Origin of the sequence: Sphingobium naphthae, assembly GCF_043589935.1 — a bacterium.
Lineage (GTDB): Bacteria > Pseudomonadota > Alphaproteobacteria > Sphingomonadales > Sphingomonadaceae > Sphingobium > Sphingobium naphthae_A.
Map to the genome: position 1 here is coordinate 709377 of NZ_CP171454.1, position 23370 is coordinate 732746.

23 protein-coding genes are annotated in these 23370 nt (G+C 65.6%); 9 read left to right on the forward strand and 14 right to left on the reverse strand.

Annotated elements, in window-relative coordinates:
- Positions 1–191: 191 nt before the first annotated feature.
- Genes ACGGKE_RS03525 through ACGGKE_RS03535 form a run of 3 tightly spaced genes read right to left on the reverse strand, consistent with a single transcriptional unit; the run spans position 192 to position 1905 of the window.
- A complete protein-coding gene (locus tag ACGGKE_RS03525) occupies positions 192–473 on the reverse strand; it encodes an acylphosphatase (RefSeq protein WP_394440076.1) in 282 nt (93 codons plus the stop codon).
- Entirely contained in the window at positions 473–1249 is a 777-nt protein-coding gene (locus ACGGKE_RS03530) for an NYN domain-containing protein (RefSeq protein WP_394440078.1), read from the reverse strand. Before ACGGKE_RS03530 ends, ACGGKE_RS03525 begins: the two co-directional genes overlap by 1 nt.
- A gap of 14 nt (positions 1250–1263) precedes the next feature.
- Complete coding sequence (locus ACGGKE_RS03535; RefSeq protein ID WP_394440080.1) at positions 1264–1905, reverse strand: carbonic anhydrase; 642 nt, start codon at positions 1903–1905, stop codon at positions 1264–1266.
- Positions 1906–1912: 7 nt separating this feature from the next.
- On the opposite strand from ACGGKE_RS03535, the gene lipA reads away from it, so the two are divergent.
- Together lipA and ACGGKE_RS03545 are read left to right on the forward strand one after the other, a co-directional pair.
- Positions 1913–2911: a lipoyl synthase gene (gene lipA / locus ACGGKE_RS03540; protein WP_228166484.1), complete on the forward strand. Its 999-nt coding sequence runs from the start codon at positions 1913–1915 to the stop codon at positions 2909–2911.
- Between the two features lie 7 nt (positions 2912–2918).
- Positions 2919–3389 carry a type II toxin-antitoxin system RatA family toxin gene (locus tag ACGGKE_RS03545; protein WP_317515598.1) on the forward strand — a complete coding sequence of 157 codons (471 nt, stop codon included), beginning with the start codon at positions 2919–2921 and terminating at the stop codon, positions 3387–3389.
- Here the strand turns inward: ACGGKE_RS03545 and ACGGKE_RS03550 are convergent.
- Both ACGGKE_RS03550 and ACGGKE_RS03555 read right to left on the reverse strand, forming a co-directional pair.
- Complete coding sequence (locus ACGGKE_RS03550; protein WP_228166482.1) at positions 3341–3853, reverse strand: CinA family protein; 513 nt, start codon at positions 3851–3853, stop codon at positions 3341–3343. The genes ACGGKE_RS03545 and ACGGKE_RS03550 overlap by 49 nt on opposite strands.
- A gap of 4 nt (positions 3854–3857) precedes the next feature.
- Positions 3858–5024, reverse strand: a complete 1167-nt coding sequence (locus tag ACGGKE_RS03555; RefSeq protein WP_394440083.1) for a bifunctional 2-C-methyl-D-erythritol 4-phosphate cytidylyltransferase/2-C-methyl-D-erythritol 2,4-cyclodiphosphate synthase — start codon at positions 5022–5024, stop codon at positions 3858–3860.
- Between the two features lie 117 nt (positions 5025–5141).
- On the opposite strand from ACGGKE_RS03555, the gene dusB reads away from it, so the two are divergent.
- The 7 genes from dusB to hflX all read left to right on the forward strand — a co-directional run bounded on the left by dusB (position 5142) and on the right by hflX (position 14519).
- A complete protein-coding gene (dusB, locus tag ACGGKE_RS03560; RefSeq protein WP_394440085.1) occupies positions 5142–6164 on the forward strand; it encodes a tRNA dihydrouridine synthase DusB in 1023 nt (340 codons plus the stop codon).
- Positions 6161–7270 carry a nitrogen regulation protein NR(II) gene (locus ACGGKE_RS03565; RefSeq protein ID WP_394440087.1) on the forward strand — a complete coding sequence of 370 codons (1110 nt, stop codon included), beginning with the start codon at positions 6161–6163 and terminating at the stop codon, positions 7268–7270. The genes dusB and ACGGKE_RS03565 overlap by 4 nt, the downstream gene beginning before the upstream one ends.
- Entirely contained in the window at positions 7270–8715 is a 1446-nt protein-coding gene (gene ntrC / locus ACGGKE_RS03570; RefSeq protein WP_394440089.1) for a nitrogen regulation protein NR(I), read from the forward strand. Before ACGGKE_RS03565 ends, ntrC begins: the two co-directional genes overlap by 1 nt.
- Positions 8716–8825: 110 nt before the next feature.
- A complete protein-coding gene (locus tag ACGGKE_RS03575) occupies positions 8826–11081 on the forward strand; it encodes an ATP-binding protein (RefSeq protein ID WP_394440091.1) in 2256 nt (751 codons plus the stop codon).
- Positions 11071–12441: a sigma-54-dependent transcriptional regulator gene (locus ACGGKE_RS03580; RefSeq protein WP_394440093.1), complete on the forward strand. Its 1371-nt coding sequence runs from the start codon at positions 11071–11073 to the stop codon at positions 12439–12441. The genes ACGGKE_RS03575 and ACGGKE_RS03580 overlap by 11 nt, the downstream gene beginning before the upstream one ends.
- A gap of 144 nt (positions 12442–12585) precedes the next feature.
- Positions 12586–13068, forward strand: a complete 483-nt coding sequence (gene hfq / locus ACGGKE_RS03585; protein WP_228166475.1) for an RNA chaperone Hfq — start codon at positions 12586–12588, stop codon at positions 13066–13068.
- Positions 13069–13184: 116 nt separating this feature from the next.
- Entirely contained in the window at positions 13185–14519 is a 1335-nt protein-coding gene (hflX, locus tag ACGGKE_RS03590) for a GTPase HflX (RefSeq protein ID WP_394440096.1), read from the forward strand.
- A gap of 15 nt (positions 14520–14534) precedes the next feature.
- Here the strand turns inward: hflX and mazG are convergent, their stop codons facing one another.
- The 9 genes from mazG to ACGGKE_RS03635 form a co-directional block, all read right to left on the reverse strand.
- Positions 14535–15311, reverse strand: coding sequence for a nucleoside triphosphate pyrophosphohydrolase (mazG, locus tag ACGGKE_RS03595; protein ID WP_394440098.1), 777 nt, complete (start codon positions 15309–15311; stop codon positions 14535–14537).
- A gap of 161 nt (positions 15312–15472) precedes the next feature.
- Positions 15473–16768 carry an MFS transporter gene (locus tag ACGGKE_RS03600; RefSeq protein WP_394440100.1) on the reverse strand — a complete coding sequence of 432 codons (1296 nt, stop codon included), beginning with the start codon at positions 16766–16768 and terminating at the stop codon, positions 15473–15475.
- The gene (locus ACGGKE_RS03605) at positions 16765–17394 is read right to left on the reverse strand and encodes a TIGR02281 family clan AA aspartic protease (protein ID WP_394440102.1); all 630 of its coding nucleotides are present in this window, start codon (positions 17392–17394) and stop codon (positions 16765–16767) included. Before ACGGKE_RS03605 ends, ACGGKE_RS03600 begins: the two co-directional genes overlap by 4 nt.
- Positions 17394–18209: an MBL fold metallo-hydrolase gene (locus tag ACGGKE_RS03610; protein ID WP_394440104.1), complete on the reverse strand. Its 816-nt coding sequence runs from the start codon at positions 18207–18209 to the stop codon at positions 17394–17396. The genes ACGGKE_RS03605 and ACGGKE_RS03610 overlap by 1 nt, the downstream gene beginning before the upstream one ends.
- Positions 18206–18979 (reverse strand): TatD family hydrolase, encoded by a 774-nt coding sequence (locus ACGGKE_RS03615; RefSeq protein WP_394440106.1) that lies wholly within the window; start codon positions 18977–18979, stop codon positions 18206–18208. The genes ACGGKE_RS03610 and ACGGKE_RS03615 overlap by 4 nt, the downstream gene beginning before the upstream one ends.
- Positions 18980–18983: 4 nt before the next feature.
- A complete protein-coding gene (metG, locus tag ACGGKE_RS03620) occupies positions 18984–20546 on the reverse strand; it encodes a methionine--tRNA ligase (protein ID WP_394440108.1) in 1563 nt (520 codons plus the stop codon).
- Between the two features lie 43 nt (positions 20547–20589).
- Positions 20590–21558, reverse strand: a complete 969-nt coding sequence (locus ACGGKE_RS03625) for an AAA family ATPase (RefSeq protein WP_394440110.1) — start codon at positions 21556–21558, stop codon at positions 20590–20592.
- A complete protein-coding gene (tmk, locus tag ACGGKE_RS03630) occupies positions 21555–22181 on the reverse strand; it encodes a dTMP kinase (protein WP_394440112.1) in 627 nt (208 codons plus the stop codon). The genes ACGGKE_RS03625 and tmk overlap by 4 nt, the downstream gene beginning before the upstream one ends.
- A complete protein-coding gene (locus ACGGKE_RS03635; RefSeq protein WP_394440114.1) occupies positions 22178–23341 on the reverse strand; it encodes a D-alanyl-D-alanine carboxypeptidase family protein in 1164 nt (387 codons plus the stop codon). Before ACGGKE_RS03635 ends, tmk begins: the two co-directional genes overlap by 4 nt.
- Between the last annotated feature and the right edge of the window lie 29 nt (positions 23342–23370).

The window sequence follows — 23370 nt, forward strand, 5'->3', positions numbered from 1 at the left end:
TTGCAGTTTTTGCAATCGCCGCCCAGCGTTTCGCAATTACGATGGTCGCGCTAACATTGCATTGAGGAGAGGCCTTTCAGGCATCCTCTCCTAAAAACTTTCAGGGCTGGTCTTCGGACCGGCCCTTTTTTCTTCTCGGTGGTGCACCAGCGCAGGGCGGCTCGGGGGGCTCTAGGCCTCGGGACCGATGTTCAAGCTGTCGGCCGCTTCTGGAAGTCGCTCATATATTGGACGGCGACATCCTCGGTTTCGACAGCGGCGACCCGAGCGGCAGCCGGCCCGTCCTGGGCCAGGGCAAGGAACTGATCGACAGCGTTCTCATCGCCTTCGACCACGGCTTCGACGCTGCCGTCCGTCCGGTTGCGCACCCAGCCCGCAAGGCCCAGCGACCGCGCGGTTTCGACCGTCCATGCCCGGTACCAGACGCCCTGCACCTTGCCGGTGATGGTCAGACGGCGCGCGATCCGGGGCATCAGTGCACGCGCTTGATCCAGGTCTGGCCGCCTTCGCGCAGTTCGACAATGAAGTTCGGCACGACGCGGATCAGGTCCGACAGCCGCTTATAGCCATAGTTGCGCGTGTCGAAGCTGGACCGGTTGCCCGCCCGCTGGCCCACGCTGCCCAGCGCCGCAAAACCGCGCTCGTCGCGTTTCACCGCGTCATAGGCGTCGATCAGCAGCTTTACGACTTCGTCATCGATCGGCTTGGCCTTGGGCTCCTCGTCCCCGGCCGGCGCCGGCTTTGCCGCCGTGGTCGCCTTGGCGCTCCGCTTGCGCGGGGGCTTGGCAACCGGCACGTCGGCCGGCTCCAGCGCTGCCACGTCGATGAAGCGAGTGCAGGCGCGGCGAAAGCCTTCGGGCGTGTTGGCGTTGCCAAAGCCATAGACAGAAATGCCGTCCTGCCGGATGCGCGTCACCAGTGGCGTGAAATCGCTGTCGCTCGACATGAGGCCGAAGCCATCGACGCGCCCGCTTGCCAGCAGGTCCATCGCGTCGATCGTCATCTTCATGTCGGTGGCGTTCTTGCCCTTGGTGAGGTCGAACTGCTGCTGCGGCTCGATCGCCTGGGTGATGGACAAAGTAGCCCAGGCCTTGAGCGTCGCCTTGCTCCAATTGCCATAGGCCCGGCGGATGTTGACCGTGCCAAGCTCCGCCAGCACCGTCATGACGGAGTCGAAATGCGCGGCCGATGCATTGTCGGCGTCGATCAGCAGCGCGATGTTGCCGCGCCCTTCCTGCCGAGTCGCCATAATGGTTCCTTCGGTCAGGCGGCGGGCGAAAAGGCGCCGCTCGTTTCATCCAATATGTGCAACTGGCCGTCGGCAATCGCGAAGAAGCTGCCGATCAGCTTCAGCTCGCCGGCCTTTTCCTTGGCGCGAACGCAGGGGAAGCTGCGCAGATTGGCGAGGCTGACCTTGACGCCCTCCTGCTCCATCGCGCGTTCGACATCGCGGTCGCGGCGCTCGCCATAGCGGCTGACCACCGTTTCGCGCGCATCGTCCAGCAGCTCGATCCAGTTGTGGATGAAGCCGCCTTCGCCCGGAGGCGCGTCCTTGAGGTCGTGGCTAAGCGCCGCCTTGCAGCCGCCGCACTTGCCATGGCCCATCACCACGATCTCACCCACCTTGAGCACCTGCACCGCGAATTCGAGCGCGGCCGACACGCCATGGCGGCCGGGCGTCGTTTCGAACGGCGGGACCAGCGCGGCGACGTTGCGCACGACGAAGATCTCGCCGGGGCTGGTGTCGAATATCTGCGCAGGGTCGACCCGGCTGTCGGAACAGGCGATCACCATCACCCGGGGGCTCTGCCCCTCATTGAGTTCATCCCAGCGTTCGCGCTGCTGCGCCCAGCCGGTTTCGCGGAAGCGGCGATAGCCCGCCAGCATTTCGGCAAAGTCGATCATGGGGCCGATGTGCCTGACAAACTCTGCACTGGCAAGAGCGGCCCGGCATCGCTATCTGGTGCCCATGAACGAGCTTTCCCCCATAACGGCGCCGGCCAAGCCCGAACGCGCCCGCAAGCCCGACTGGATCCGCGTCAAGGCCCCGACCAGCAAGGGCTATAATGAAACGCGCCAGTTGATGCGGGACAAGAAGCTGGCGACGGTGTGCGAGGAGGCGGCATGCCCCAATATCGGCGAATGCTGGACCAAGAAGCACGCCACGGTGATGATCCTGGGCGACGTGTGCACCCGCGCCTGCGCCTTCTGCAACGTCAAGACCGGGATGCCGCGCAAGGTCGATCCCAATGAGCCGCAGAACCTGGCCGACGCCTGCGCCGAAATGGGGCTGGAACATATCGTCATCACCTCGGTCGATCGCGACGATCTGCCCGATGGCGGCGCGACTCAGTTCGTGAAGGTGATCGAGGCGCTGCGCCGCACGACGCCGAACACGACCGTCGAAATCCTGACGCCGGATTTCCGCAACAAGCATGAGCGCGCAGTCGAGATGATCGTCGCCGCGCGTCCGGACGTCTACAATCATAATCTGGAGACTGTCCCGCGCCTCTATCCCACGATCCGACCGGGCGCGCGCTATTATGCATCGCTGCGCCTGCTCGAAACGGTGAAGAAGCTCGACCCGTCGATCTTCACCAAATCCGGCATCATGCTGGGCCTGGGCGAGGAGCGGCTGGAAGTGCATCAGGTGATGGACGACATGCGCTCGGCCGACATCGATTTCCTCACCATGGGGCAATATCTCCAGCCCACGCCCAAACATGCCAAGGTGATGGAGTTCGTGACGCCCGCCGCCTTCAACGCCTATGCCGCGATCGCGCGAGCCAAGGGCTTCCTGCAGGTGGCGTCCAGCCCGCTGACGCGCTCGAGCTATCATGCCGGCAAGGATTTCGCCGAGATGAAGGCCGCGCGCGAGGCGCAACTCGCCAAGGCTGCGGCGAAGGCCTGACCGTTCGATGCCCCGTCATACCGAGACTCGCCATCTCCCCTATACGCCCGCGCAGATGTTCGACCTGGTATCGAACGTCGCGGCCTATCCCGAATTCCTGCCCTGGGTGAGCGCGATCCGCGTCCGCCAGGACAGCGAGACCGAGATGGTCGCCGACATGATCGTGGGTTTCAAGGGGATCAAGGAAAGCTTCACCTCGCGCGTCCTCAAGGAGCGTCCCGATCATGTGCGCGTCGACTATCTCGACGGGCCGCTCAAGCATCTGCACAATGAATGGCAGTTTCGCGACGACGGGCAGGGCGGGGTGCTGGTGGATTTCGAAGTGGAGTTCGAATTCAAGAACCGCATCTTCGAAATGCTCGCCGGCCAGTTTTTCGACAAGGCGCTGCGCAAGATGATCGGCGCGTTCGAAACCCGCGCGGCGGAGCTTTACGCGTCCTCGGGCAATAGCAGTTCGAGCGCGCACAGCGCCGCCTGAAGCCGCACGCCGCCCCGACCATTATCCTCGAAATGCCGCATGTCGGCGACAACCTTGTCGGGGCTGGCGCCGCGTTCGGCGCGGGCGAAGACGACCGTGCCGACGGGCTTCTGCTCGCTGCCGCCGCCAGGTCCGGCGATGCCCGTGATGGCGACGGCGACATGCGCGTGGCTCTTGGTCAGCGCACCTTGTGCCATTGCCCAGGCGGTGGCGATCGAGACGGCGCCGAACGTGTCGAGCACATCATGCGACACCTTCAGAAGCTCCGCCTTCATGTCATTGGAATAGGTGACGAAACCGGCCTCGAACACGTCTGATGAGCCAGCGATCTCGGTGAGCGCGGCGGACACGAGGCCGCCGGTGCAGCTTTCCGCCACCGCGACCGTGCGACCGGCGCGGCGGTTGGCGAGGATGACCTTCTGGGCGAGTTCGACCAATTGGGTCGGAAGAACGGTATCGGGCATGGCGTCAGGATAGCGCGGGGAGGGAGAGGGTGGCAACCGCCTGCGCGGCAATGCCTTCACGCCGCCCGGCAAAGCCCAGCCTTTCCGTCGTCGTCGCCTTGACGCTGACGCGTTCGTTCGGGACGTCCAGGATCGCGGCGATCCGGGCGCGCATGGCGTCGCGGTGCGGGCCGATCTTGGGCGCTTCGCAGATGATGGTGAGGTCGACATGGTCGATCCGCCCGCCGCGCGCGATCACCCGATCGCGCGCATAAGCGAGAAACCGATCGGATGAAGCACCACGCCATTGCGGATCGGATGGCGGGAAATGGCTGCCAATGTCACCTTCCGCCAGCGCGCCCAGCATGGCGTCGACAATGGCGTGGAGCGCCACGTCCGCGTCACTGTGTCCGGCGAGGCCCCGGTCATGCGGCACCAGCACGCCGCCCAACCACAGGGGTTCGCCCGGCGCCAGCCGATGCACGTCATAGCCCATGCCCACTCGCGTCACATGAGCGGGCGCCAGCAGCGCCTCGACACGGGCGAAATCCTGCCTGTAGGTCAATTTTTCGAGCCTTTCGTCGCCCTGCACCAACATGACGTCATGACCGAAGGCGCGCAGGATCTGCGCGTCGTCGGTCGCATCGCGCGCTTCGTTCCAGGCGCGGTGGGCGGCAAGGATGGTGGCGAAGCGGAAAGCCTGCGGCGTCTGCACCCGATGCAGCTGCGCGCGCTCCACCGTATCGGCCATGGCTCCGCCCTCTTGCCGCACCAGCGTGTCGGCGACCGGCAGGGTGGGAATCGCGCCCTCGCTCTCGGTCAGAGCCTCCAGTAGCCGGTCCACCACCGCGGCAGGCAGGAAAGGGCGCGCTGCATCGTGGATCAGCACGATGTCGGCCCCGCCCGCCGCGTCGATCGCCTCCAGCCCCGCGCGCACCGACCCGCGCCGGCTGTCCGCGCCTGCAACCACTTGCACCTCGTCGCCAAGCAGTGCGCGCGCGACATGCTGCTGGCCGTCCGCGACGACCACGAAAACGGCGTCGATCGCGTCATGCACCGCGATCGCCTCATGCGCATGGGCCAGCACGGCCTTGCCGGCGATAGTGCGATATTGTTTCGGCACATCACCGCCGGCGCGGCTGCCCTGGCCTGCGGCGACGATCAGCGCGACGGTCTTTAGGGGAAAGGTCATGCCCGGCGCATAGCGGCTCGCGGGCTCGTCCGGAAGGGGGCAGGGCGGCCGCTTGCCGGCGCGGTCCTTTTCGGCTAAGGGCTGCCTGTTTTTTAGGCAGCTTTCAAAGTAACGATCATGCGCAGGCTTTCTCCCATCTCCATTGGTCCGGTGACCATCGACATGCCCGTCGTGCTGGCGCCGATGACCGGCGTCACCGACATGCCGTTCCGCACGCTGGTGCGGCGCTATGGCTCGGGCCTCAATGTGACGGAGATGATCGCATCGGCCGCGATGATCCGCGAAACGCGCCAGTCGCTGCAGAAGGCCGCCTGGCATCCGCTGGAGGAACCGGTGTCGATGCAGCTGGCCGGCTGCTCGCCGGTGGAAATGGCGGAAGCCGCCAAGCTCAATGCCGATCGCGGCGCCGCCATCATCGACATCAACATGGGCTGCCCGGTCAAGAAGGTGGTGAACGGCGACGCGGGCAGCGCGCTGATGCGCGACCTGCCGCTCGCCGCCTCGCTGATCAAGGCGACGGTCGAAGCGGTCGACGTGCCCGTCACGGTCAAGATGCGCATGGGATGGGACCATGCCAGCCTGAACGCGCCGGAACTCGCCCATATCGCCGAGGATCTCGGCGCCAAGCTGATCACCGTGCATGGTCGCACCCGCAACCAGATGTACAAGGGCTCGGCCGACTGGGCCTTCGTGCGCAAGGTCAAGGATGCGGTCGCGCTGCCGGTCATCGTCAATGGCGACATCTGCTCGATCGAGGATGCCGACATGGCGCTGGAGCAAAGCGGCGCGGATGGCGTGATGATCGGTCGCGGCGCCTATGGCCGGCCCTGGCTGATCGGCCAGGTCATGGCCTGGCTGACCGATGGCACCCGCTTGCCCGATCCTTCGCTCGAGGAACAATATCGTGTGATCGTCGAGCATTATCACGCGATGCTCGATCATTATGACAGGCACACTGGCGTCAACATGGCGCGCAAGCATATCGGCTGGTACACCAAGGGGCTGACCGGATCGGCAGAGTTCCGCAATGCCGTTAATAAGGAGCCTGACGCCGACACCGTGCTCGACATGCTGGCGCGCTTCTATGAGCCGCTGATTGCCAGCGGCCTCGATGTTGCGGAGCTGCGCAAGGCGGCATGACCGGCGCGCTGACGTCCGTCCCGCCGCTTCGGATGGTGCAGGACGGACCCTCGCTGGGCGAACAGATGACGGCGCTGCCGGTGGCGACGCTGATCGTCAAGCCCGACAACAGCATCGCCGATGCCAATGTCCGGGCGGAAACGCTGCTCAACATGGCGCGATCGGCGATCATCGGCAGCGACGTGGCGCGGACCATCCGCATCGCCGAAGCGGGCGCGCGCTTCGACATCTGGCACAGCAACAAGGCCGTCGCCGCTTATGACATCAAGGTCCATGCCGGCCGCACGGCGGAAATGGAGGTGGACCTGATGATCGCGCCGATCGTCGATCATGATGGCTGGCGCGTCGTGTCCGTTCATGCGCAAAGTCAGGCGCGCAAGATCGGCCATCGCGGGTCGGCTGGCGGCGCGCGTTCGGCCATGGGCGCAGCGGCCATCCTGGCGCATGAGATCAAGAATCCCTTGTCGGGCATTCGTGGCGCGGCGCAACTTCTCGAATCCAGCCATGGCGGCCGTGACGCTGCACTGACCCAGCTCATCTGCAACGAAGTGGATCGCATCGCCGCGCTGATCGACCGGATGCAGGATTTCACCACCGACCGGACCTTGGAATGCCGGCCCGGCAATATCTACCCGCTGATTGATCGCGCAGCCGGCATCGCATCGGCAGGATTTGCAAAAAACATAAAGATCATAAAACATTATGATCCATCGCTGCCATTCGCTACGATCAACGATGATGCGCTGGTGCAGGTGATGATCAACCTGTTGAAAAACGCCGCCGAAGCGCTGGAGCATGTGCCAAGCCCGCTCATCCGGGTCGAAACCGCGTTTCGGCATGGCGTCTCGGTGATGATGGGCGGCGGCAAGGGCAGCGCGGTGCTGCCGATCGAGATATTGGTGATCGACAATGGCCCGGGCGTGCCAGACCATATTCTCGACCATCTCTTCAATCCCTTCATCACCGGAAAGCGCGACGGGCAGGGCCTGGGTCTGGCGCTGGTCGACAAGCTGGTGCGCGACATGAACGGCTTCGTCCAATATGCCCGCGATGCCGAGGCCGGCGAGTCCACCTTCCGCATCCTGCTGCCGATGGGCATGGCCTGATGGCGGCGACGGGCGCCATTCTGGTCGTCGATGACGATCCCGCCATCTGCGTCGTCGTGGGCGAAGCGCTGCGGCGGCAGGGGCACAAGGTCAAAACCGCGGCGTCCATCCGCGAGCGCACGGCGCTGATGGACAGCTTCGCGCCGGACGTGCTCATCACCGACGTGATGCTGCCCGATGGCGATGGGCTGGACGGCGTGGCCGACATATTGGAGCGCCAGCCGGGCCTCAACGTCATCATCCTGTCGGCGCAGAATACGCTTAATACCGCGATCCGCGCGACCGAGAAGGGCGCGTTCGAATATCTGCCCAAGCCGTTCGACCTCAACGAACTGACACGCGCCGTATCCGACGCGCTCGGCACGCGCGACAGCGTCGAAGGGCTGGAGGGGGAGGGCGGCCTGCCCCATGACGGGCTGCCGCTGGTCGGCCGGTCGCCGGCGATGCAGGAAGTCTATCGCACCATCGCCCGCGTGCTGTCCAACGACCTGTCCATCCTGGTGCTGGGGGAATCGGGCACGGGCAAGGAGCTGGTTGCAGAAGCGATCCACAGCCTGGGCCAGCGCCGCACCAAGCCCTTCGTCGCGATCAACATGGCCGCCATACCGCGCGAACTGATCGAAGCGGAACTGTTCGGTTATGAAAAGGGCGCTTTCACCGGAGCCCATGCCCGCACCGCCGGCAAGTTCGAACAGGCGCAGGGCGGCACACTGTTCCTCGACGAAATTGGCGACATGCCGATGGAAGCGCAGACGCGCCTGCTGCGCGTACTCCAGTCGGGTGAAGTCACGACGGTGGGCGGATCAAAGCCGGTGCGGGTCAATGTCCGCATCATCGCCGCGACCAACAAGCATCTGCCGCTGCTGATCGACGAAGGGCGCTTCCGTCAGGATCTCTATTATCGCCTCAACGTCGTGCCGGTCGCGCTGCCGCCGCTGCGCGAACGGCGCGAGGATGTGATCCTGCTCGCGCGCCATTTCCTGGAGCGCGCCGCGCAGGATGGGCTGCCGCGCAAGGCGCTGGCGGATGACGCCGCACAACTGCTCATGGCGTGGCACTGGCCCGGCAATGTGCGCGAGCTTCAGAATATGATGCAGCGCCTGTCGGTGCTTAGCCGGGAAAATATCATCACGGCCGACATGCTGAGGAACATGCTCCCCATGGATGCGGTGCCTGCCGACTATGCCGCGCCGGCCGATCAGCTGGTCCACGCCGTGCGCGATTGGGCCAAGCGGCAGCTGGGCATCGGCATCGGCCAGCCGCAGCGCGCGCTGCATGACGATCTGCTGGCGGTGATCGAGCCGGTCCTGCTGGAAGAGGTGCTGTCCAGCGTCGATGGCAACCAGATCCGCGCCGCCGGGCTCTTGGGCATCAACCGCAACACGCTGCGCAAGAAGCTGACCGAACATGGCCTCGACCCGCTGCAATTGCGCATCGGCGACTGACGGCGATAGGTGGCAAATCAGGACGAAGTGACAGGCTGGCTCGACCAGCGACAGGTTTCGCTGAAAATACTGTGTTTGAACGGGCACGGGCTTGTTGTAACAATGCCACTATGAACGGCGCGACTACCCTCCCCAGGCGGGCCCCCGCATGGCGGAGGCTGATACCGCCTTTCCTGCGCGGGGGACGTCTGGCCGCGCTGGTGGAAGGCGTCACGCTCGCGCTTTTCCTCGGCATGGCGGGCCTCACCTATTATCTCCTGTCGGGAAATGGCCAATCCTACACCCTGCTGACGCCGCCGATCGTGGCGTTGCTGCTGGTCGCGAATCTCGTGCCGGCGATCGCGCTGCTGGTGCTGCTCGGCCGGCGCGTGGCCAAGCGCCGCGCCGCTGCCTCCGCCATCGGCAGCGACGGGCAGTTGCATGTGCGCCTGGTCGCGATCTTCTCGATCGTCGCCAGCGTGCCGATGCTGCTGGTGGTGATCTTTGCGTCGCTGCTGTTCCAATATGGCGTGCAATTCTGGTTCTCGGACAGCGCGCGCGGCATGCTGCAAAATGCGAGCGACCTGGCGCGCGGCTATTATGAGCAGAATTTGCGCGAGGTGCGCGACGAAACACTGACCATGGCCGGCGATCTGCGCGATTATCTCAGCCAGAGCGAGGTATCGAGCCCGCGCTTCGCCGAGGGTTACATCTATCAGGTGGTGACGCGGAAACTCAACCGCTCCGCCATTATCGAGGTCGGGAAAGACGGCATCGCGCGCACCGCCGCCACCGTCGACCCCGAAAACCGCCCCGTGTCCGACATGCTTTCGCCCGATGTCGTCCGGCGGCTCGCGGCCGGCGAGGATATCGTCGTGCAGGCGAGACCGAACCAGGTCGAGGCGGTGACGCTGCTCTACCCCAAATCCAAAATCTATCTCTACGCCACCCGCAACGCCGGCACGTCCTCCTTCTCCAATGTCGAGCGAGCGCAGAAGGTGATCGCCGACTACGACATCTTCGCCGCCCAGTCGCGCGCGCTGCAACTGCGCTTCAACGTCGCGCTGTTCGTGGGATCGCTGCTGCTGGTCGGGATCGCGGTCTATATCGCGCTGGCCGTGGCCGACTGGATGGTGCGGCCGGTGAATGAACTGGTGACGGCGGCGCGGCGCATCACCGCGGGCGACCTGTCCGCGCGCGTCACCAGCCCGCTCAGCCGGGACGAAATCGGCACGCTGGCGTCCGCCTTCAACCGCATGACCCAGCGGCTAGAAGCCCAGACCGGCGCGCTCGTCGCCGCCAACAGCCAACTCGACGAACGCCGCGCCTTTATCGAGGCCATCCTGTCGGGCGTGACCGCTGGCGTGCTCTCCGTCGACCTGGAGGGCGTCGTGCTGCTGCTCAACAGCTCGGCGGCGGCGATCCTGGTGGAGGAGGGGGATGATCCGGTCGGCCGGCGGCTGGCGGATATTTCGCCCGAACTGGCCGACTTCGTCGCGTCGGACGAGGATGCGGGCATCGTCCAGGTGCGCGCCCATGGCGATCTGCGCACGCTGGCGGTCAAGCTGGCGCGCGACGCCTCGCGCCACATCCTGACCTTCGATGACATCACCCAGCAGTTGTCCGACCAGCGTCGCGCCGCCTGGTCCGATGTCGCGCGCCGCATCGCGCATGAGATCAAGAACCCGCTGACGCCGATCCAGCTTGCCGCCGAACGGCTCCAGCGCCGCTATGCCGAGGAAGTGACGAGCGACAAGGCGACCTTCAGCCGCCTCACTGGCACTATCGTGCGCCAGGTGGGTGACCTGCGCCGTATCGTCGATGAATTCTCGTCCTTCGCGCGCATGCCAAAGCCCGTTTTCCGGCGCGAGGCGATCGGCGACATTGCGCGCCATGCCTTGTTTCTGCACGAGGTCGCCCATCCCGATATCCGCTTCGAATATGCGGCGGAAACGAGCGACCTGGAGATGGTGTGCGATCGCCGCCAGCTGGGGCAGGCGCTGACGAACATCGTCAAGAATGCCGTCGAAGCCATTGAACCCAAAGCCGATCCCGATGAAGGCGGCCCGCGCGGCCATGTCCGCATGGCGCTGGCGCAGGATGGCGAGGACATCGTCATCACGGTGCGCGACGATGGCATCGGCCTGCCGCCCGAGCGGGATCGCATCCTCGAACCCTATATGACCACGCGGTCCAAGGGGACGGGTCTGGGCCTCGCCATCGTCAAGAAGATCGTGGAGGAACATCTGGGGGAAATCCGCTTCGATGATGCCGAAGGCGGCGGCGCGTGCGTGACCCTGCGGTTCGCCGCGAGAGCATTGGAAAAACTGGAAGAGGGGCAGCCATTACCGCTGCCCAAGGGAAAAGTGACGGCCCATGGCGCTTGATATTCTGATTGTCGACGATGAAGAGGATATTCGCGATCTGGTCGCGGGTGTGCTGGAGGATGAGGGGTTCACGACCCGGACGGCGGCCAACAGCGACAGCGCGATCGATGCGCTCGACACGCGCCGTCCCTCGCTTGTGCTGCTCGATGTCTGGCTTCAGGGATCGCGCATGGACGGGCTGGAATTGCTCGAAGAGATCAAGCGTCGGGACCCGACCGTGCCCGTGCTGATGATTTCGGGCCACGGCAATATCGACACGGCGGTCGCCGCCATCCGCAAGGGCGCGGCCGACTTCATCGAAAAGCCGTTCGAGGCCGACCGCCTGCTCCACCTCGTCGCCCGCGCCACCGAAACGGAACGGCTGCGGCGCGAAAATCAGGTGCTGCGCGCCCGCTTCGGCCAGGATGACGAACTCACCGGGACCTCGGCCGCGATCAACGGCGTGCGCGCCACGATCAAGAAAGTGGCGGGCACCGGCAGCCGCGTCCTCATTTCCGGCCCCGCCGGCGTCGGCAAGGAAGTCGCTGCGCGCATGCTCCACAGCTGGAGCGGCCGGGCCGACGCGCCCTTCATCATCGTCGCCGCAGCCCGCATGGACCCGGACCGCGTCGAGGAGGAATTGTTCGGCATCGAGGATCCGAGCGGCCTGGTCCGCCCCGGATTCCTGGAACAGGCTCATGGCGGCACCCTCTACCTTGACGAGATCGCCGACATGCCGCTTACCACCCAGGGCAAGATCCTGCGCGTGCTGACCGACCAGAGCTTCACGCGCGTCGGCGGCCAGCGCCAGGTCAAGGTGGATGTGCGCGTCATTTCCTCGACCGCGCGCAACCTCGCCAGCGAGATTGAGGAGCGCCGCTTCCGCGAAGATCTCTTCTATCGCCTCAATGTCGTGCCGCTCGCCATCCCGCCGCTGTCGGAACGACGCGACGACATCCCGCCGCTGGTCGAACATTATCTCGCCCGCTTCGCCGCCGACCGTCGCGTGCCGCCGCCCGAAATCGCCAGCGACGCCATGGCCGCGCTGCAGGCCAATGAGTGGCCCGGGAATGTCCGCCAGCTGCGCAACGTCATCGAACGCACGATGATCCTGGCGCCGGGCGACCGCATCGGCCGGATCGAGCTGGACATGCTGCCGTCCGAACTCACCAGCAGCGGCGGCGGGGAGGGAATTGGCCAGTCCGCCATCATGGGCGCGCCGCTGCGCGAAGCGCGGGAAAGCTTCGAGCGCGAATATCTGCGCATCCAGATCCGGCGCTTTTCCGGCAATATTTCGCGCACCGCGACCTTCATCGGCATGGAACGCTCGGCGCTCCACCGCAAGCTCAAGCTGCTGGGCATCACTGAGGACAAGGACTAGGGCGCTGCCCTTTGCCGGTGGACGCCTCTTCGCAATTGCGGTAGAACCGCTCGGCCTCCGGTGCGCGGGGGCAGGCAAGACGCCCTGCTTAAGGGTGCGAAGAGCGGGTAACGTCCCGCCAAGAATATAGGACTGGCGACGACCATGGCCGACAAAGTAAATAATCTTCAGGACATCTTCCTGAACAGCCTGCGCAAGAGCAAGACCCCGGTGACCATGTTCCTGGTCAAGGGCGTGAAGCTTCAGGGCATCATCACCTGGTTCGACAATTTCTCCGTGCTGCTGCGCCGCGATGGCCAGTCGCAGCTGGTCTACAAGCACGCCATTTCCACGGTGATGCCGGCCCAGTCTATGGACCTTACCGATCTGCGCAAATCGAGCGACGGCAACGGCAAGCCCCGGCTGCTGCAGGAAATCTTCCTGTCAGCGGTGCGCAAGTCCGGCAGCCCGGTGACGATGTTCCTGGTGAACGGCGTCATGCTTCAGGGCGAGATCGCGGCCTTCGACCTGTTCTGCATGCTGCTGGAGCGCGACGGCATGGTCCAGTTGGTCTACAAGCACGCCATTTCGACGGTTCAGCCGCTCCATGCGCTCGACCTCACTGGCGAGAATGAGCAGGACGACTGATCCTTCCGATCCGCTCCACTGACAATGTCATGCTCCCGAACGGGCGGCGCTCCAGTCTGATGGGCTGGATGCAGCCGGTTCGGGAGCATGCTGCATTTTGAGGCGTTGAACCTTCCATGGCCGTCTTCAACCGTGACTCTCAGGACGAAGTCTCGCGCGGCGCGCGCGCGATCGTTGTCCATGCCGAAACCCATGGCGCCGACCGGCGCGACAGCGAGGCGCGGCTGGAGGAGGCGCGCGGTCTTGCGCTGGCCATCGGCATCGACGTCCGCGCCGCCCAGGCTTTTCGCGTGCGCGACCGCAAGCCCGCGACCCTGTTCGGCAGCGGCCAGGTGGACCAGATCGCGACGCTCGCGCGGCAGGAAGAGGCCGAACTGATCATCGTCGACAACAGCCTGTCGCCGGTGCAGCAAAGCAATCTGGAGAAATCCTGCGAGGCCAAGGTCATCGACCGCACCGGCCTGATCCTCGAAATCTTCGGCGAGCGCGCCGCCACCAATGAAGGGCGGCTGCAGGTCGAGCTGGCGCATCTCGACTATCAGGCTGGGCGTCTGGTGCGCAGCTGGACGCACCTCGAACGGCAGCGAGGCGGCTTCGGCTTCCTGGGCGGTCCGGGCGAAACCCAGATCGAGGCGGACCGCCGCATGATCCGCGATCGCATGGCCAAGATCCGGCGCGAGCTGGACCAGGTGACGCGCACCCGCGGGCTTCACCGAGCCCGCCGCCAGCGCGCGCCCTGGCCGGTGATTGCGCTGGTCGGCTACACCAATGCCGGAAAATCGACTTTATTTAATCGCTTGACGGGTGCTGACGTCATGGCGGAGGATCTTCTTTTCGCCACGCTCGACCCCACCATGCGGCAGATCACGCTGCCGGGCCTCGACAAGGCGATCCTGTCGGACACGGTCGGTTTCGTCTCCGACCTGCCGACCCAGCTGATCGCCGCGTTTCGCGCAACGCTGGAGGAAGTGCTGTCCGCCGACCTCATCGTCCATGTCCGCGACATCGCGCATCCCGACAGCGAAGCGCAGCGCGACGATGTGCTGGACGTGCTCGGCGAACTCGGCGTCACCGGCGAAGCGGCGCTGGAGCGCGGGGAGGGGGACCCGGAGCCGCCGCCGATCATCGAGGCGTGGAACAAGCTCGACCTGCTGGATGCGGAGACGGCCGCGCTCGTACGCGAACAGGCGTCCCGGCGCGACGATGTCGTGATCCTGTCGGCTCTGACCGGCGAGGGCGTCGACCTGCTTCAGCGCACCATCAGCGATCGGATGACGCGCGGCGCGAAAATCTACGGCTTGCGCATTCCCGTGTCGGACGGCGTGGCGCTCGCCTGGCTGCATGAACATGGCGAGGTTCTGTCGACGACGGTCGAAGGCGAGGAAACCCGCATCGACGTCCGCCTCTCCGACGCCGCCTTCGCCCGCTTCACCAAGCGCGGCGAGGGGTGAGGGCGGAGGTCCGCCTCAGCGTCGTTCTTCCGTCTTCGCCCGGCTCCACAGCGCCTCCTTGGCGTCCAGCGACAGGGCGGTGAAGTCGTCGCCCGCCATATGCTCCATTGCCCGGAAGCGGCGGTCGAACTTGCTGTTGGCCTGGCGCAGCGCGGCTTCGGGATCGACTTTGAGATGGCGGGCCAGGTTGACCACGGCGAAGAGCAGGTCGCCGACTTCCTCCGTCCGTTCCGCATCGGTCGAGGCGGCGGCGACTTCCGCCAGTTCCTCCTCGATCTTTGCGACTACGCCGTCCGTATCGGGCCAGTCGAACCCCGTGCGCGCCGCCCGCTTCTGCAATTTCTCGGCGCGAAGCAGCGCGGGCAGGGCCAAGGCTACGCCCGCCAGAGCGCTAGGATCAGGCTCCTTTTCCGCACGTTCGGCCGCCTTGATCGCCTCCCATTGCGCATGCCCGTCTTCGTGCCGGACACCTTCGCCAAAGACATGCGGATGGCGGCGGATCATCTTGCGAGTGATGCCGTCAATCACGTCCTGAAGCGAGAAATGCCCGGCCTGTTCGGCCATGCGGCTGTGAAAGGCCACCTGAAGCAGCAGGTCGCCCAGTTCATCGCGCAGCGCCTCCATGTCGCGCCGCTCGATCGCGTCCACGACCTCATAGGCCTCCTCGATCGTGTAGGGCGCGATCGACGCGAAATCCTGCGCGATGTCCCACGGACATCCAATGTCCGGATCGCGCAGCCGCGCCATCACGTTGGCCAGCGGCATGATGTCGGCAGGGCTAGGTCGTGTCATCCAGGGTTCCGGAGTGAAAGGAGGGAAATCATGCGGCGGGAATAAGCGGCCGGCGCACACCTGACCAGCCCCAAGAAGAAGTCCGATAATATATATTATGTAAAACACCCGACCATGCGACTATGCCGCGCACTTGTCGCTTTCGCTGTCTGCTTCACGCGTCAATCCTCGTGAATCAGGCTGTGCTTGGCCGTGTCGCGCATCCGCACATAAACGCCGAGCGAAAGCCCGATCATTACCGTCACATAGATATAGAAGGCCTGTTCCATCCCGGCCTGCTTGAACCACAAGGCGACGAATTCCGCCGTCCCGCCAAACAGCGTATTGGCCAGCGCATAAGGCAGCGCGACGCCGAGGGCCCGGATATGCGCCGGGAACAGCTCGGCCTTCACCACCGCGTTGATCGACGTGTAGCCCGTGACGATCACCAGCCCGGCCATCACCAGCAGGCCGGCGATGACGGGATCGGTGGTCCGCGCCAGCGTGGAAAAGATCGGATAGGTGCAGATCACACCCAGAACCCCGAAGCCGATCATCAGCGGCTTGCGCCCGATCCGGTCGGACAAGGCCCCCGCTACGGGCTGAAGCAGCATGAACAGGAACAGCGTCACAGCATTGATCTGCGACGCGGCCTCGCGGCTGAGGCCGCTTGTGTTCACCAGGAATTTCTGCATGTAGATGCTGTAGGCATAGAAGGCGATCGTCCCGCCCGCGGTCAGCAGCATCACCGTCAGCGTTTCGCGCGGATGGCGCGTGACCAGCTCGACGAAGCCCGATCGCGGCCCACCCTCGGCCCGCGCATTGGCGAAGCTCTGCGTCTCCGCCAGCCCGCGCCGCAGCCAGAAGACGATGATCGCCAGTGCTCCGCCGATGAAGAAGGGAATGCGCCAGCCCCAGGCGTCGAGCTGCGCCTCGGTCAACGTCGCCTGAAGCAGCAACAGCACGCAGATCGCGACCAGCTGCCCTGCGATCAGCGTCACATATTGGAAGCTGGAGAAGAAGCCGCGCCGGCTGCGGCCAGCCATTTCCGACAGATAGGTGGCGCTCGCCCCATATTCGCCGCCGATCGACAGCCCTTGCATCAACCGCGCCAGCACCAGCAGCAACGGCGCGGCGACGCCGATCGTCTCATATCCCGGCGTCACCCCGATCAGCAGCGATCCCGCGCACATCAGCGCCACCGACAGGGTGAGCCCGCTCTTGCGCCCATGCCGGTCGGCGTAGACGCCCATCAGCCAGGCGCCGATCGGCCGCATCAGGAACCCGACCGCGAAAATGCCCGCAGCGCTCAGCAACTGGGCGGTGCGGTCTTCGCTGGGGAAGAAGTGCGGCGCGAAATAGAGGGTGAAGGCGGCATAGGCATACCAGTCATACCATTCGACCAGATTGCCGGTGGAGCCGCCGATGATGGCCTTGAGCCGCTGGCGCTGGGTCGGCGCGGTGCCGCTGTCCGTCATGGCTTCAGCACCATCTCGCCGCCCTGCACGCCCCAGCTGTCCAGGCGGGACAGCATGTTCATGCCGATCACATTGACATCGCCAAAGGCTGGGGAGACGACGACAGGCAGGTCGCTGGCGCGGATCGGCCCGATGGCGAGCGTCGCGATGCTGGACCGGCGCGCTTCGATCCGGCCGTTGGCCGTGGTCATCACGACGCCCGGTGCGCCGACATCATAGTTGAGCCCCGCAGCGCGGGCGCTGTTTTCCGACAGGGCGGTGACGGACGCGCCGCTGTCGATCAGGAAGCGCGCGGGCGTGCCGTTGACCCGCCCCTCGACCCAATAATGGCCGTCGGGCGCGACCGGGATGCGCAGCACCTGCCCCTCCGCGCGGGCTTCGGGCGTTTCGGCCGGCGCATCCACGGGCGCGGCGACCTCGCCCTCCTCCGCCCAGCGTCCGGTCAGAAAGCCCTGGCCTTGCGCGAATTTGAAAAGGCCGAGCAACGCCGCGAAGATCGCCACCCACAGCAGCACCATCCGCCACAGGCTGCTCCACGCCAGCTGCCGGCCGACCAGCGCCGATCCGACCAGCACCAGCGCCAGCAGATACCAGATGGTCGATGCCGCCTGATCCGTTCCGTTCATCAGCCCCCCTGTGCGTCCACTCGCGCGTCCCCTCGCGCGTCTCGGCCCAGATCCACGACCAGGCCGTCATAGCCCGGTTCTACGCCTCCGGGCAGCGCGCGGCACAGCGTCGCATAATCCATGCTCTGGTCCATATGCGTCAGGATCGCGCGGCCGGGCCGGGCCGCTTCTATGCCGTCCAGCGTCAGCGCCAGGTGCGCGTGCGTGGGATGCGGCTTTTCGCGCAAGGCATCGACCACCCACAGGTCCAGCCCGTGATACAGCGCCAGCATCTCCGGCGTCAGCGCATGAAAATCCGTGGCATAGCCGATGGACTTGCCGCCATGGCTGAAGCGGAATCCGGTCGAGTAGATTTCCCCATGGGGTTGGTCGACGCAGTCGATGTCGATGTCGCCGATCCGCAGCCGGTCGGGCAGGACCTCCGCCGCGATCGTGGGATGATAGCTATGCCGTCCCTCAAACGCGTAGGCGAAGCGCTGCCTCAGCAGTTTCAGCGTCTGCGCCCGCGCATAGCCGGGAACCGGCGTGCCGCGATGATGATAAAGCTGGCGCACATCGTCCAGGCCATGGCTGTGATCGGCATGGTCATGTGTCCACAGTATCGCATCGATATGGACGACGTCGGCGGTCAGCAGTTGCGCCCGCATGTCGGGCGACGTATCGACCAGGATGCGCGTGGTCGCGCTTTCGACCAGGATGGATACGCGAGTCCGCCGGTTCTTCGGCTCGTGCGGATCGCAGGCGCCCCAGTCATTGCCGATGCGCGGCACCCCAGAGGATGTCCCGCTGCCCAGCATGGTGAGCTTCAGGCTCATGCGACCTTGGCGAAGAGGGTGCGAAAATTTGCGGACGTCGCCGCCGCCAGCTGTTCGACGCTTTCGCCGCGCAAGCTGGCGAGAAAACGCGCCGTGTCGGCAACATAGGCCGGCTCGCACGGCTTGCCCCGGTGCGGCACGGGGGCGAGAAAGGGCGAGTCCGTCTCGACCAGCAGCCGGTCGAGCGGCAGCCGCGCCGCCGTTTCCTGCAGGTCCCTGGCATTCTTGAAGGTGACGATTCCCGAAATGCTGATGTAGAAACCCAGCGCCATCGCCGCATCGGCAAAGACCCCGCTGGCGGTGAAGCAATGGATCACGCCGCAATAGGCCCCCTGCTCCATCTCCTCGCGCATGATGCGGATCGTGTCCTCCTCCGCGTCCCTTGTATGGACGATCAGCGGCAGGCCGGTCTCGCGGCAGGCGGCGATATGCGACCGGAAGCTCTTCTGCTGCCGTTTGCGGTCGCTATGGTCGTAATAATAGTCCAGCCCGGTTTCGCCGATGCCGACGACGCGCGGGTGCGCCGCGCGCTCGATCAGCTTGGCGGTATCGACATGGGGATGCTCGTCCGCTTCGTGCGGATGGATGCCAACCGTCGCCCACACATCGCTCTCGCGCACCGCGGTATCGAGCACCGCGTCCCATTCGCTTTCCCGCGTCGCGATGTTGAGCATCAGGTCGACGCCCGCCGCGCGCGACCGGTCCAGCACATTGGCCTGATCCTCGACCAAGCCCTTGTAATTGAGGTGACAATGGCTGTCGATCAACATGGCTTCAGCCCTCCGCCTCCACCACTTCGAGCCGCGGGAACAGCGGCCTGGGCGGGCTGAGCGTAAAGCCGGACGCGCGCAATGCCGCATAGAAGTCGCTGCCGACCAGGGCGTAGCTGCGCTGGTCGCTGCCAATCCCCATCTGGTCAAGCAGGGCGGTGGCGCTGGCCGGAATGACGGGCTGGATCATGACGGCCAGGCTTGCGATCGCCTCATAAAGCGTCGCCAGCACCGCTTCCATTCGCGCCGGATCGGTCTTGCGCAGCGCCCAGGGCGCTTGCGCATCGATATAGGCGTTGCAGGCGAAGACGGCGCGCATCCAGGCCTCGATCGCGACCGACGGCGCCAGCTCGTTCATCGCGCTCTGAAAGCTGCCGGACGCCTCCGCCACCGCGCCGAGCAGGGCCGTGTCGACATCCTGCGCCGCGGGTTCCGGCAGGCGGCCCTCCAGATTCTTGGCGATAAAGCTCAGCGTTCGCTGGGCGAGGTTGCCGAAGCTGTTGGCGAGGTCGCTGTTCGATCGCGCGACGATCGCCTCCGCGCTATAGCTGCCGTCATTGCCGAACGTGACTTCCGACAGCAGGAAATAGCGCAGCTGATCGACGCCGAACCGGTCGGCCAGCTCCATCGGATCGGCGACATTGCCCAGCGACTTGGACATTTTCTCGCCGCGGTTCAGCAGGAAGCCGTGGCCGAAAATCCGCTTGGGCAGCGGCAGCTTCGCGCTCATCAGGAAGGCCGGCCAATAAACCGCATGAAAACGCACGATATCCTTGCCGATGATGTGCGTGATATCGCCGCCTTCCGCCCAATAGCGCGCCATGCGGGCGGCATCGTCGGGATAGCCGCAACCGGTCAGATAATTGGTCAGCGCATCGACCCACACATACATGACATGACCGTCGGCGCCGGGCACCTTCACGCCCCAGTCGAAGCTGGTCCGCGATACGCTGAGGTCGGACAGGCCGCCTTCGACGAAGCGCATGATCTCGTTGCGGCGGCTGTCAGGCTGGATGAAGTCCGGCTGGCTTTCGTACAGCGCAAGTAGCCGATCCTGATAGGCGGACAGGCGGAAGAACCAGCTTTCCTCGACGGTCCATTCCACCGGCGTGCCCTGGGGCGAGAGCTTCGCGCCCCCTTCCCCCTCGACCAGTTCCTTCTCATCGTAAAAGGCTTCGTCGCGCACCGAATACCAGCCTTCGTAGCGGCCCAGATACAGGTCACCATTGGCCGCCATCGCCTGCCATATCGCCTGGCTGGCGCGATGATGATCGGGCTCGCTGGTGCGGATGAAACGATCATGGCTGATATTCAGGCCGTCGTTCATCGCCTGGAAATAGCCGGCCATTTCGTCCGCCAGCTCGCGCGGCTCGATCCCCCGGCCGCGCGCGGTCTGCGCCATTTTCAGCCCATGTTCGTCGGTGCCGGTCTGAAAGAAGACGTCGCGGCCCATCATCCGCTGGAACCGCGCAATCGCATCGGTGGCGATCACTTCATAGGCATGGCCGATATGCGGGCGGCCATTGGGGTAGGAAATGGCGGTGGTGATGGTGAAGGGCGTCGACATGGCGCTTCCCTACCCGCTGTTCGCGCTGGCGCAAAGCCGCTTTTCAGGGCTGCGGCGCCAGCGCCGCGACATGGCCGGCCAGCTCGAACACCACTGCGGCCGGGTCCAGCGACAGGATCACCGCGCCGCCCGCCAGATGCCGCGCCTGCTCCCAATGGTCGAGCGCCTGCCCCAGCGCCGCCCCCTGCCGGTGGCGCGCCGCCTGCGCGATGAAGGCGGGCGCGCGTTCCAGAAAGGCTTCGTAGCGGGGCTTGGCGGACTTGGTCGCCAGCGCCTTGGCCAGCGCCAGCCGCTTGCCATTGCCCTCGTCGGGTCCCGCCGCCAGGTCGCTCAGCGCCTGCTCGATCTCCGACAGGTTGAGGCCCGCAAAGCGCAGCGCCTGGCCCGGCGACCCCTCGCCCGCGCGCACCAGCGCCGCCAGCTCCGCATCCGGCAGGCCCGGCTGCACATCGGTCAGCACCCGCCGCATCGCCGCTTCGTCCAGCGCATCGAAGCCCAGGGTGCGGCAGCGGGACCGGATCGTCGGCAGCAACCGGCCCGGCGCATGGCTGACCAGCAGGAACAGCATGTCGGCCGGCGGCTCTTCCAGCGTCTTGAGCAGGGCATTGGCCGCCCCGCGCTCCAGATCGTCGGCGCTGTCGATCACCACGATGCGACGGGTGGACAGCGACGGGGCGGACTGGAGCAGCCGCTGGAGCCCGCGCACCTGATCGACGCTGATATTGCGCGCGGTGACGCCATCCTTCTCGATCGGCGACAGCTCGGCATAATCGGGATGCGCCGCCGCTTCGATCAGGCGACGGATCGGATGGCTCTCCGGCACGGCCAGCCCATCGGTTTCGATCGGCGGACCTGCCGCCTCTGCCAGCAGCCGCAGCGCTACGGCGCGCGCGACACTCGCTTTCCCGATGCCCTTCGTTCCAGCAAGGATCCAGGCATGGTGCATCCGACCGCTTCGCGCCGCCTGCAATAGCGCGCGCGTCTGCGTGTCGTGGCCGATCAGCATTGTCATGGCAGCAGGTCAGACAGGGCGGCGATCAGCCGATCGGTCACATCCTCCGCCGCGCCCGATGCATCGACGGCGCGCACGCGATCGGGTTCGTCCGCCGCGAAGCGGGCAAAGGCGTCGGCGACCGCACGGTGAAAGTCGCTGTCGCGCCCGCCGATTCGATCGCTCTGGTCGCCGTCGCGCCTGCGCGCGCGCAGCGCCGCTTCATTGTCGGGCAGCGTCAGGAGCAGCGTGCGGTCAGGCAGGAAACCCTCGCTGCCCAGACGGTGCAGCGCCACGATGTCGGCATCGCTGAGCGCCCCCTGCCCCTGATAGGCGCGGCTCGAATCGAGGAAGCGGTCGGACAGGACCCAGGCGCCGCGCTGCAATGCCGGCCGGATCGTCTTTTCGACATGATCCGCGCGCGCCGCCGCGAACAGCAGCGCTTCGGCGCGCGGGCTCCAGCGGTCGGCGCCGCCGGTCAGCAGCAGCGCGCGGATCGCTTCCGCGCCCTCGCTCCCGCCCGGCTCACGCGTTTCAACGACATCCAGGCCGCGGCTTCGCAGCGCCTGGGCCAGGGCGCGCAACTGCGTCGACTTGCCTGCCCCCTCCCCGCCTTCCAGCGTGATGAACCGGCCGCGCGTCACCCGAACAGCGACTTCAGGCCGTTCCAGAGCCGACCGAACATGCCGGCCTCGGCCACATCCTCGCCCGCCACCAGTGGCATCACCTGCGGCGCGGTATCATGGGTCTGGACGATCAGCTGCGCGATCTGCTGGCCCTTGGCGATCGGCGCCTTGATCGGCCCGGTATAGACGACCTTCACCTGCACGTCCGCCGACGCGGTGCGCGGCAGCGTCACCGCCAGATTTTGCGGCGCGACCAGGGGCACGCTGGTGGCGCTGCCCAATTGCACTTCTGCGGTCTCGACGGTCTGGCCCTTCTTGAACAGCGGCTGCGCCTTCCACGCCTTGAAGCCCCAGTCCATGAAGCGCACCGATTCGGAGATGCGGCCGTTGAAGCTGTCCAACCCCGCGACCACCATCACCAGACGGCGACCATCCTGCTCGGCCGAGCCGGTGAAGCCATAGCCCGCTTCCTGGGTATGGCCGGTCTTGAGGCCATCGGCGCCGCTGATCTTGCCCAAAATGGGATTGCGATTGGCCTGCTCGATCGCCGACCCGCCCATCGTCTGCCCCCAGGTGAAGGACTTGGTGGCGTAGAAACGCTTGTAGAGGTCGGGCGTCTCCTCGATCGTCGCCTGCGCCAGCGCCGCCAGATCCTCGGCCGTCACATAAGTGACGCCCTCATCGGGCCAGCCATTGCTCGTGCCGAAATGGCTGTTCTTGAGGCCGAGCCGCTTGCCCTCCTCGTTCATCAGGGCGACAAACGCCTGCTCGGTGCCGGCAATGCCTTCCGCCAGCACGACGCAGGCATCATTGCCCGACAAAGTGACGATGCCGTGCAGCAGATTTTCGACCGACACCTGTTCGCCCGCCGACAGGAACATGGTCGATCCCGCCTGCGGCCCATGCCATTGCCGCCAGGTTTCCGGGCGGACGGTGAATTTGGTGTCGAGCTTCAGGTCGCCCTTCTGGATCAGGCGAAAGGCGACATGCGCCGTCATCATCTTCGCCATCGATGCAGGCGGAATGCGCGTCTGCCCGCCCTTGTCATACAACACCGCGCCCGAGGACAGATCCTTCATATAGGCGATCGGCGCTTCGCTGGTGTAGGGCGGCGCGGCGGCGATCAGCGGCTGGGCGAGCAGCCCGGTGGCCAGGAGGACTGCAAGGGTTTTCTTCATCGGAAACTGCCTTCGACTGGATGGATTCG

Excerpts from the sequence above, each read along its gene's own strand:
- ACGGKE_RS03525 (WP_394440076.1), bottom strand. The coding sequence starts at position 473 with ATGCCCCGGATCGCGCGCCGTCTGACCATCACCGGCAAGGTGCAGGGC.
- ACGGKE_RS03530 (WP_394440078.1), bottom strand. The coding sequence starts at position 1,249 with ATGGCGACTCGGCAGGAAGGGCGCGGCAACATCGCGCTGCTGATCGAC.
- ACGGKE_RS03535 (WP_394440080.1), bottom strand. The coding sequence starts at position 1,905 with ATGATCGACTTTGCCGAAATGCTGGCGGGCTATCGCCGCTTCCGCGAA.
- lipA (WP_228166484.1), top strand. The coding sequence starts at position 1,913 with ATGTGCCTGACAAACTCTGCACTGGCAAGAGCGGCCCGGCATCGCTAT.
- ACGGKE_RS03545 (WP_317515598.1), top strand. The coding sequence starts at position 2,919 with ATGCCCCGTCATACCGAGACTCGCCATCTCCCCTATACGCCCGCGCAG.
- ACGGKE_RS03550 (WP_228166482.1), bottom strand. The coding sequence starts at position 3,853 with ATGCCCGATACCGTTCTTCCGACCCAATTGGTCGAACTCGCCCAGAAG.
- ACGGKE_RS03555 (WP_394440083.1), bottom strand. The coding sequence starts at position 5,024 with ATGACCTTTCCCCTAAAGACCGTCGCGCTGATCGTCGCCGCAGGCCAG.
- dusB (WP_394440085.1), top strand. The coding sequence starts at position 5,142 with ATGCGCAGGCTTTCTCCCATCTCCATTGGTCCGGTGACCATCGACATG.
- ACGGKE_RS03565 (WP_394440087.1), top strand. The coding sequence starts at position 6,161 with ATGACCGGCGCGCTGACGTCCGTCCCGCCGCTTCGGATGGTGCAGGAC.
- ntrC (WP_394440089.1), top strand. The coding sequence starts at position 7,270 with ATGGCGGCGACGGGCGCCATTCTGGTCGTCGATGACGATCCCGCCATC.
- ACGGKE_RS03575 (WP_394440091.1), top strand. The coding sequence starts at position 8,826 with ATGAACGGCGCGACTACCCTCCCCAGGCGGGCCCCCGCATGGCGGAGG.
- ACGGKE_RS03580 (WP_394440093.1), top strand. The coding sequence starts at position 11,071 with ATGGCGCTTGATATTCTGATTGTCGACGATGAAGAGGATATTCGCGAT.
- hfq (WP_228166475.1), top strand. The coding sequence starts at position 12,586 with ATGGCCGACAAAGTAAATAATCTTCAGGACATCTTCCTGAACAGCCTG.
- hflX (WP_394440096.1), top strand. The coding sequence starts at position 13,185 with ATGGCCGTCTTCAACCGTGACTCTCAGGACGAAGTCTCGCGCGGCGCG.
- mazG (WP_394440098.1), bottom strand. The coding sequence starts at position 15,311 with ATGACACGACCTAGCCCTGCCGACATCATGCCGCTGGCCAACGTGATG.
- ACGGKE_RS03600 (WP_394440100.1), bottom strand. The coding sequence starts at position 16,768 with ATGACGGACAGCGGCACCGCGCCGACCCAGCGCCAGCGGCTCAAGGCC.
- ACGGKE_RS03605 (WP_394440102.1), bottom strand. The coding sequence starts at position 17,394 with ATGAACGGAACGGATCAGGCGGCATCGACCATCTGGTATCTGCTGGCG.
- ACGGKE_RS03610 (WP_394440104.1), bottom strand. The coding sequence starts at position 18,209 with ATGAGCCTGAAGCTCACCATGCTGGGCAGCGGGACATCCTCTGGGGTG.
- ACGGKE_RS03615 (WP_394440106.1), bottom strand. The coding sequence starts at position 18,979 with ATGTTGATCGACAGCCATTGTCACCTCAATTACAAGGGCTTGGTCGAG.
- metG (WP_394440108.1), bottom strand. The coding sequence starts at position 20,546 with ATGTCGACGCCCTTCACCATCACCACCGCCATTTCCTACCCCAATGGC.
- ACGGKE_RS03625 (WP_394440110.1), bottom strand. The coding sequence starts at position 21,558 with ATGACAATGCTGATCGGCCACGACACGCAGACGCGCGCGCTATTGCAG.
- ACGGKE_RS03635 (WP_394440114.1), bottom strand. The coding sequence starts at position 23,341 with ATGAAGAAAACCCTTGCAGTCCTCCTGGCCACCGGGCTGCTCGCCCAG.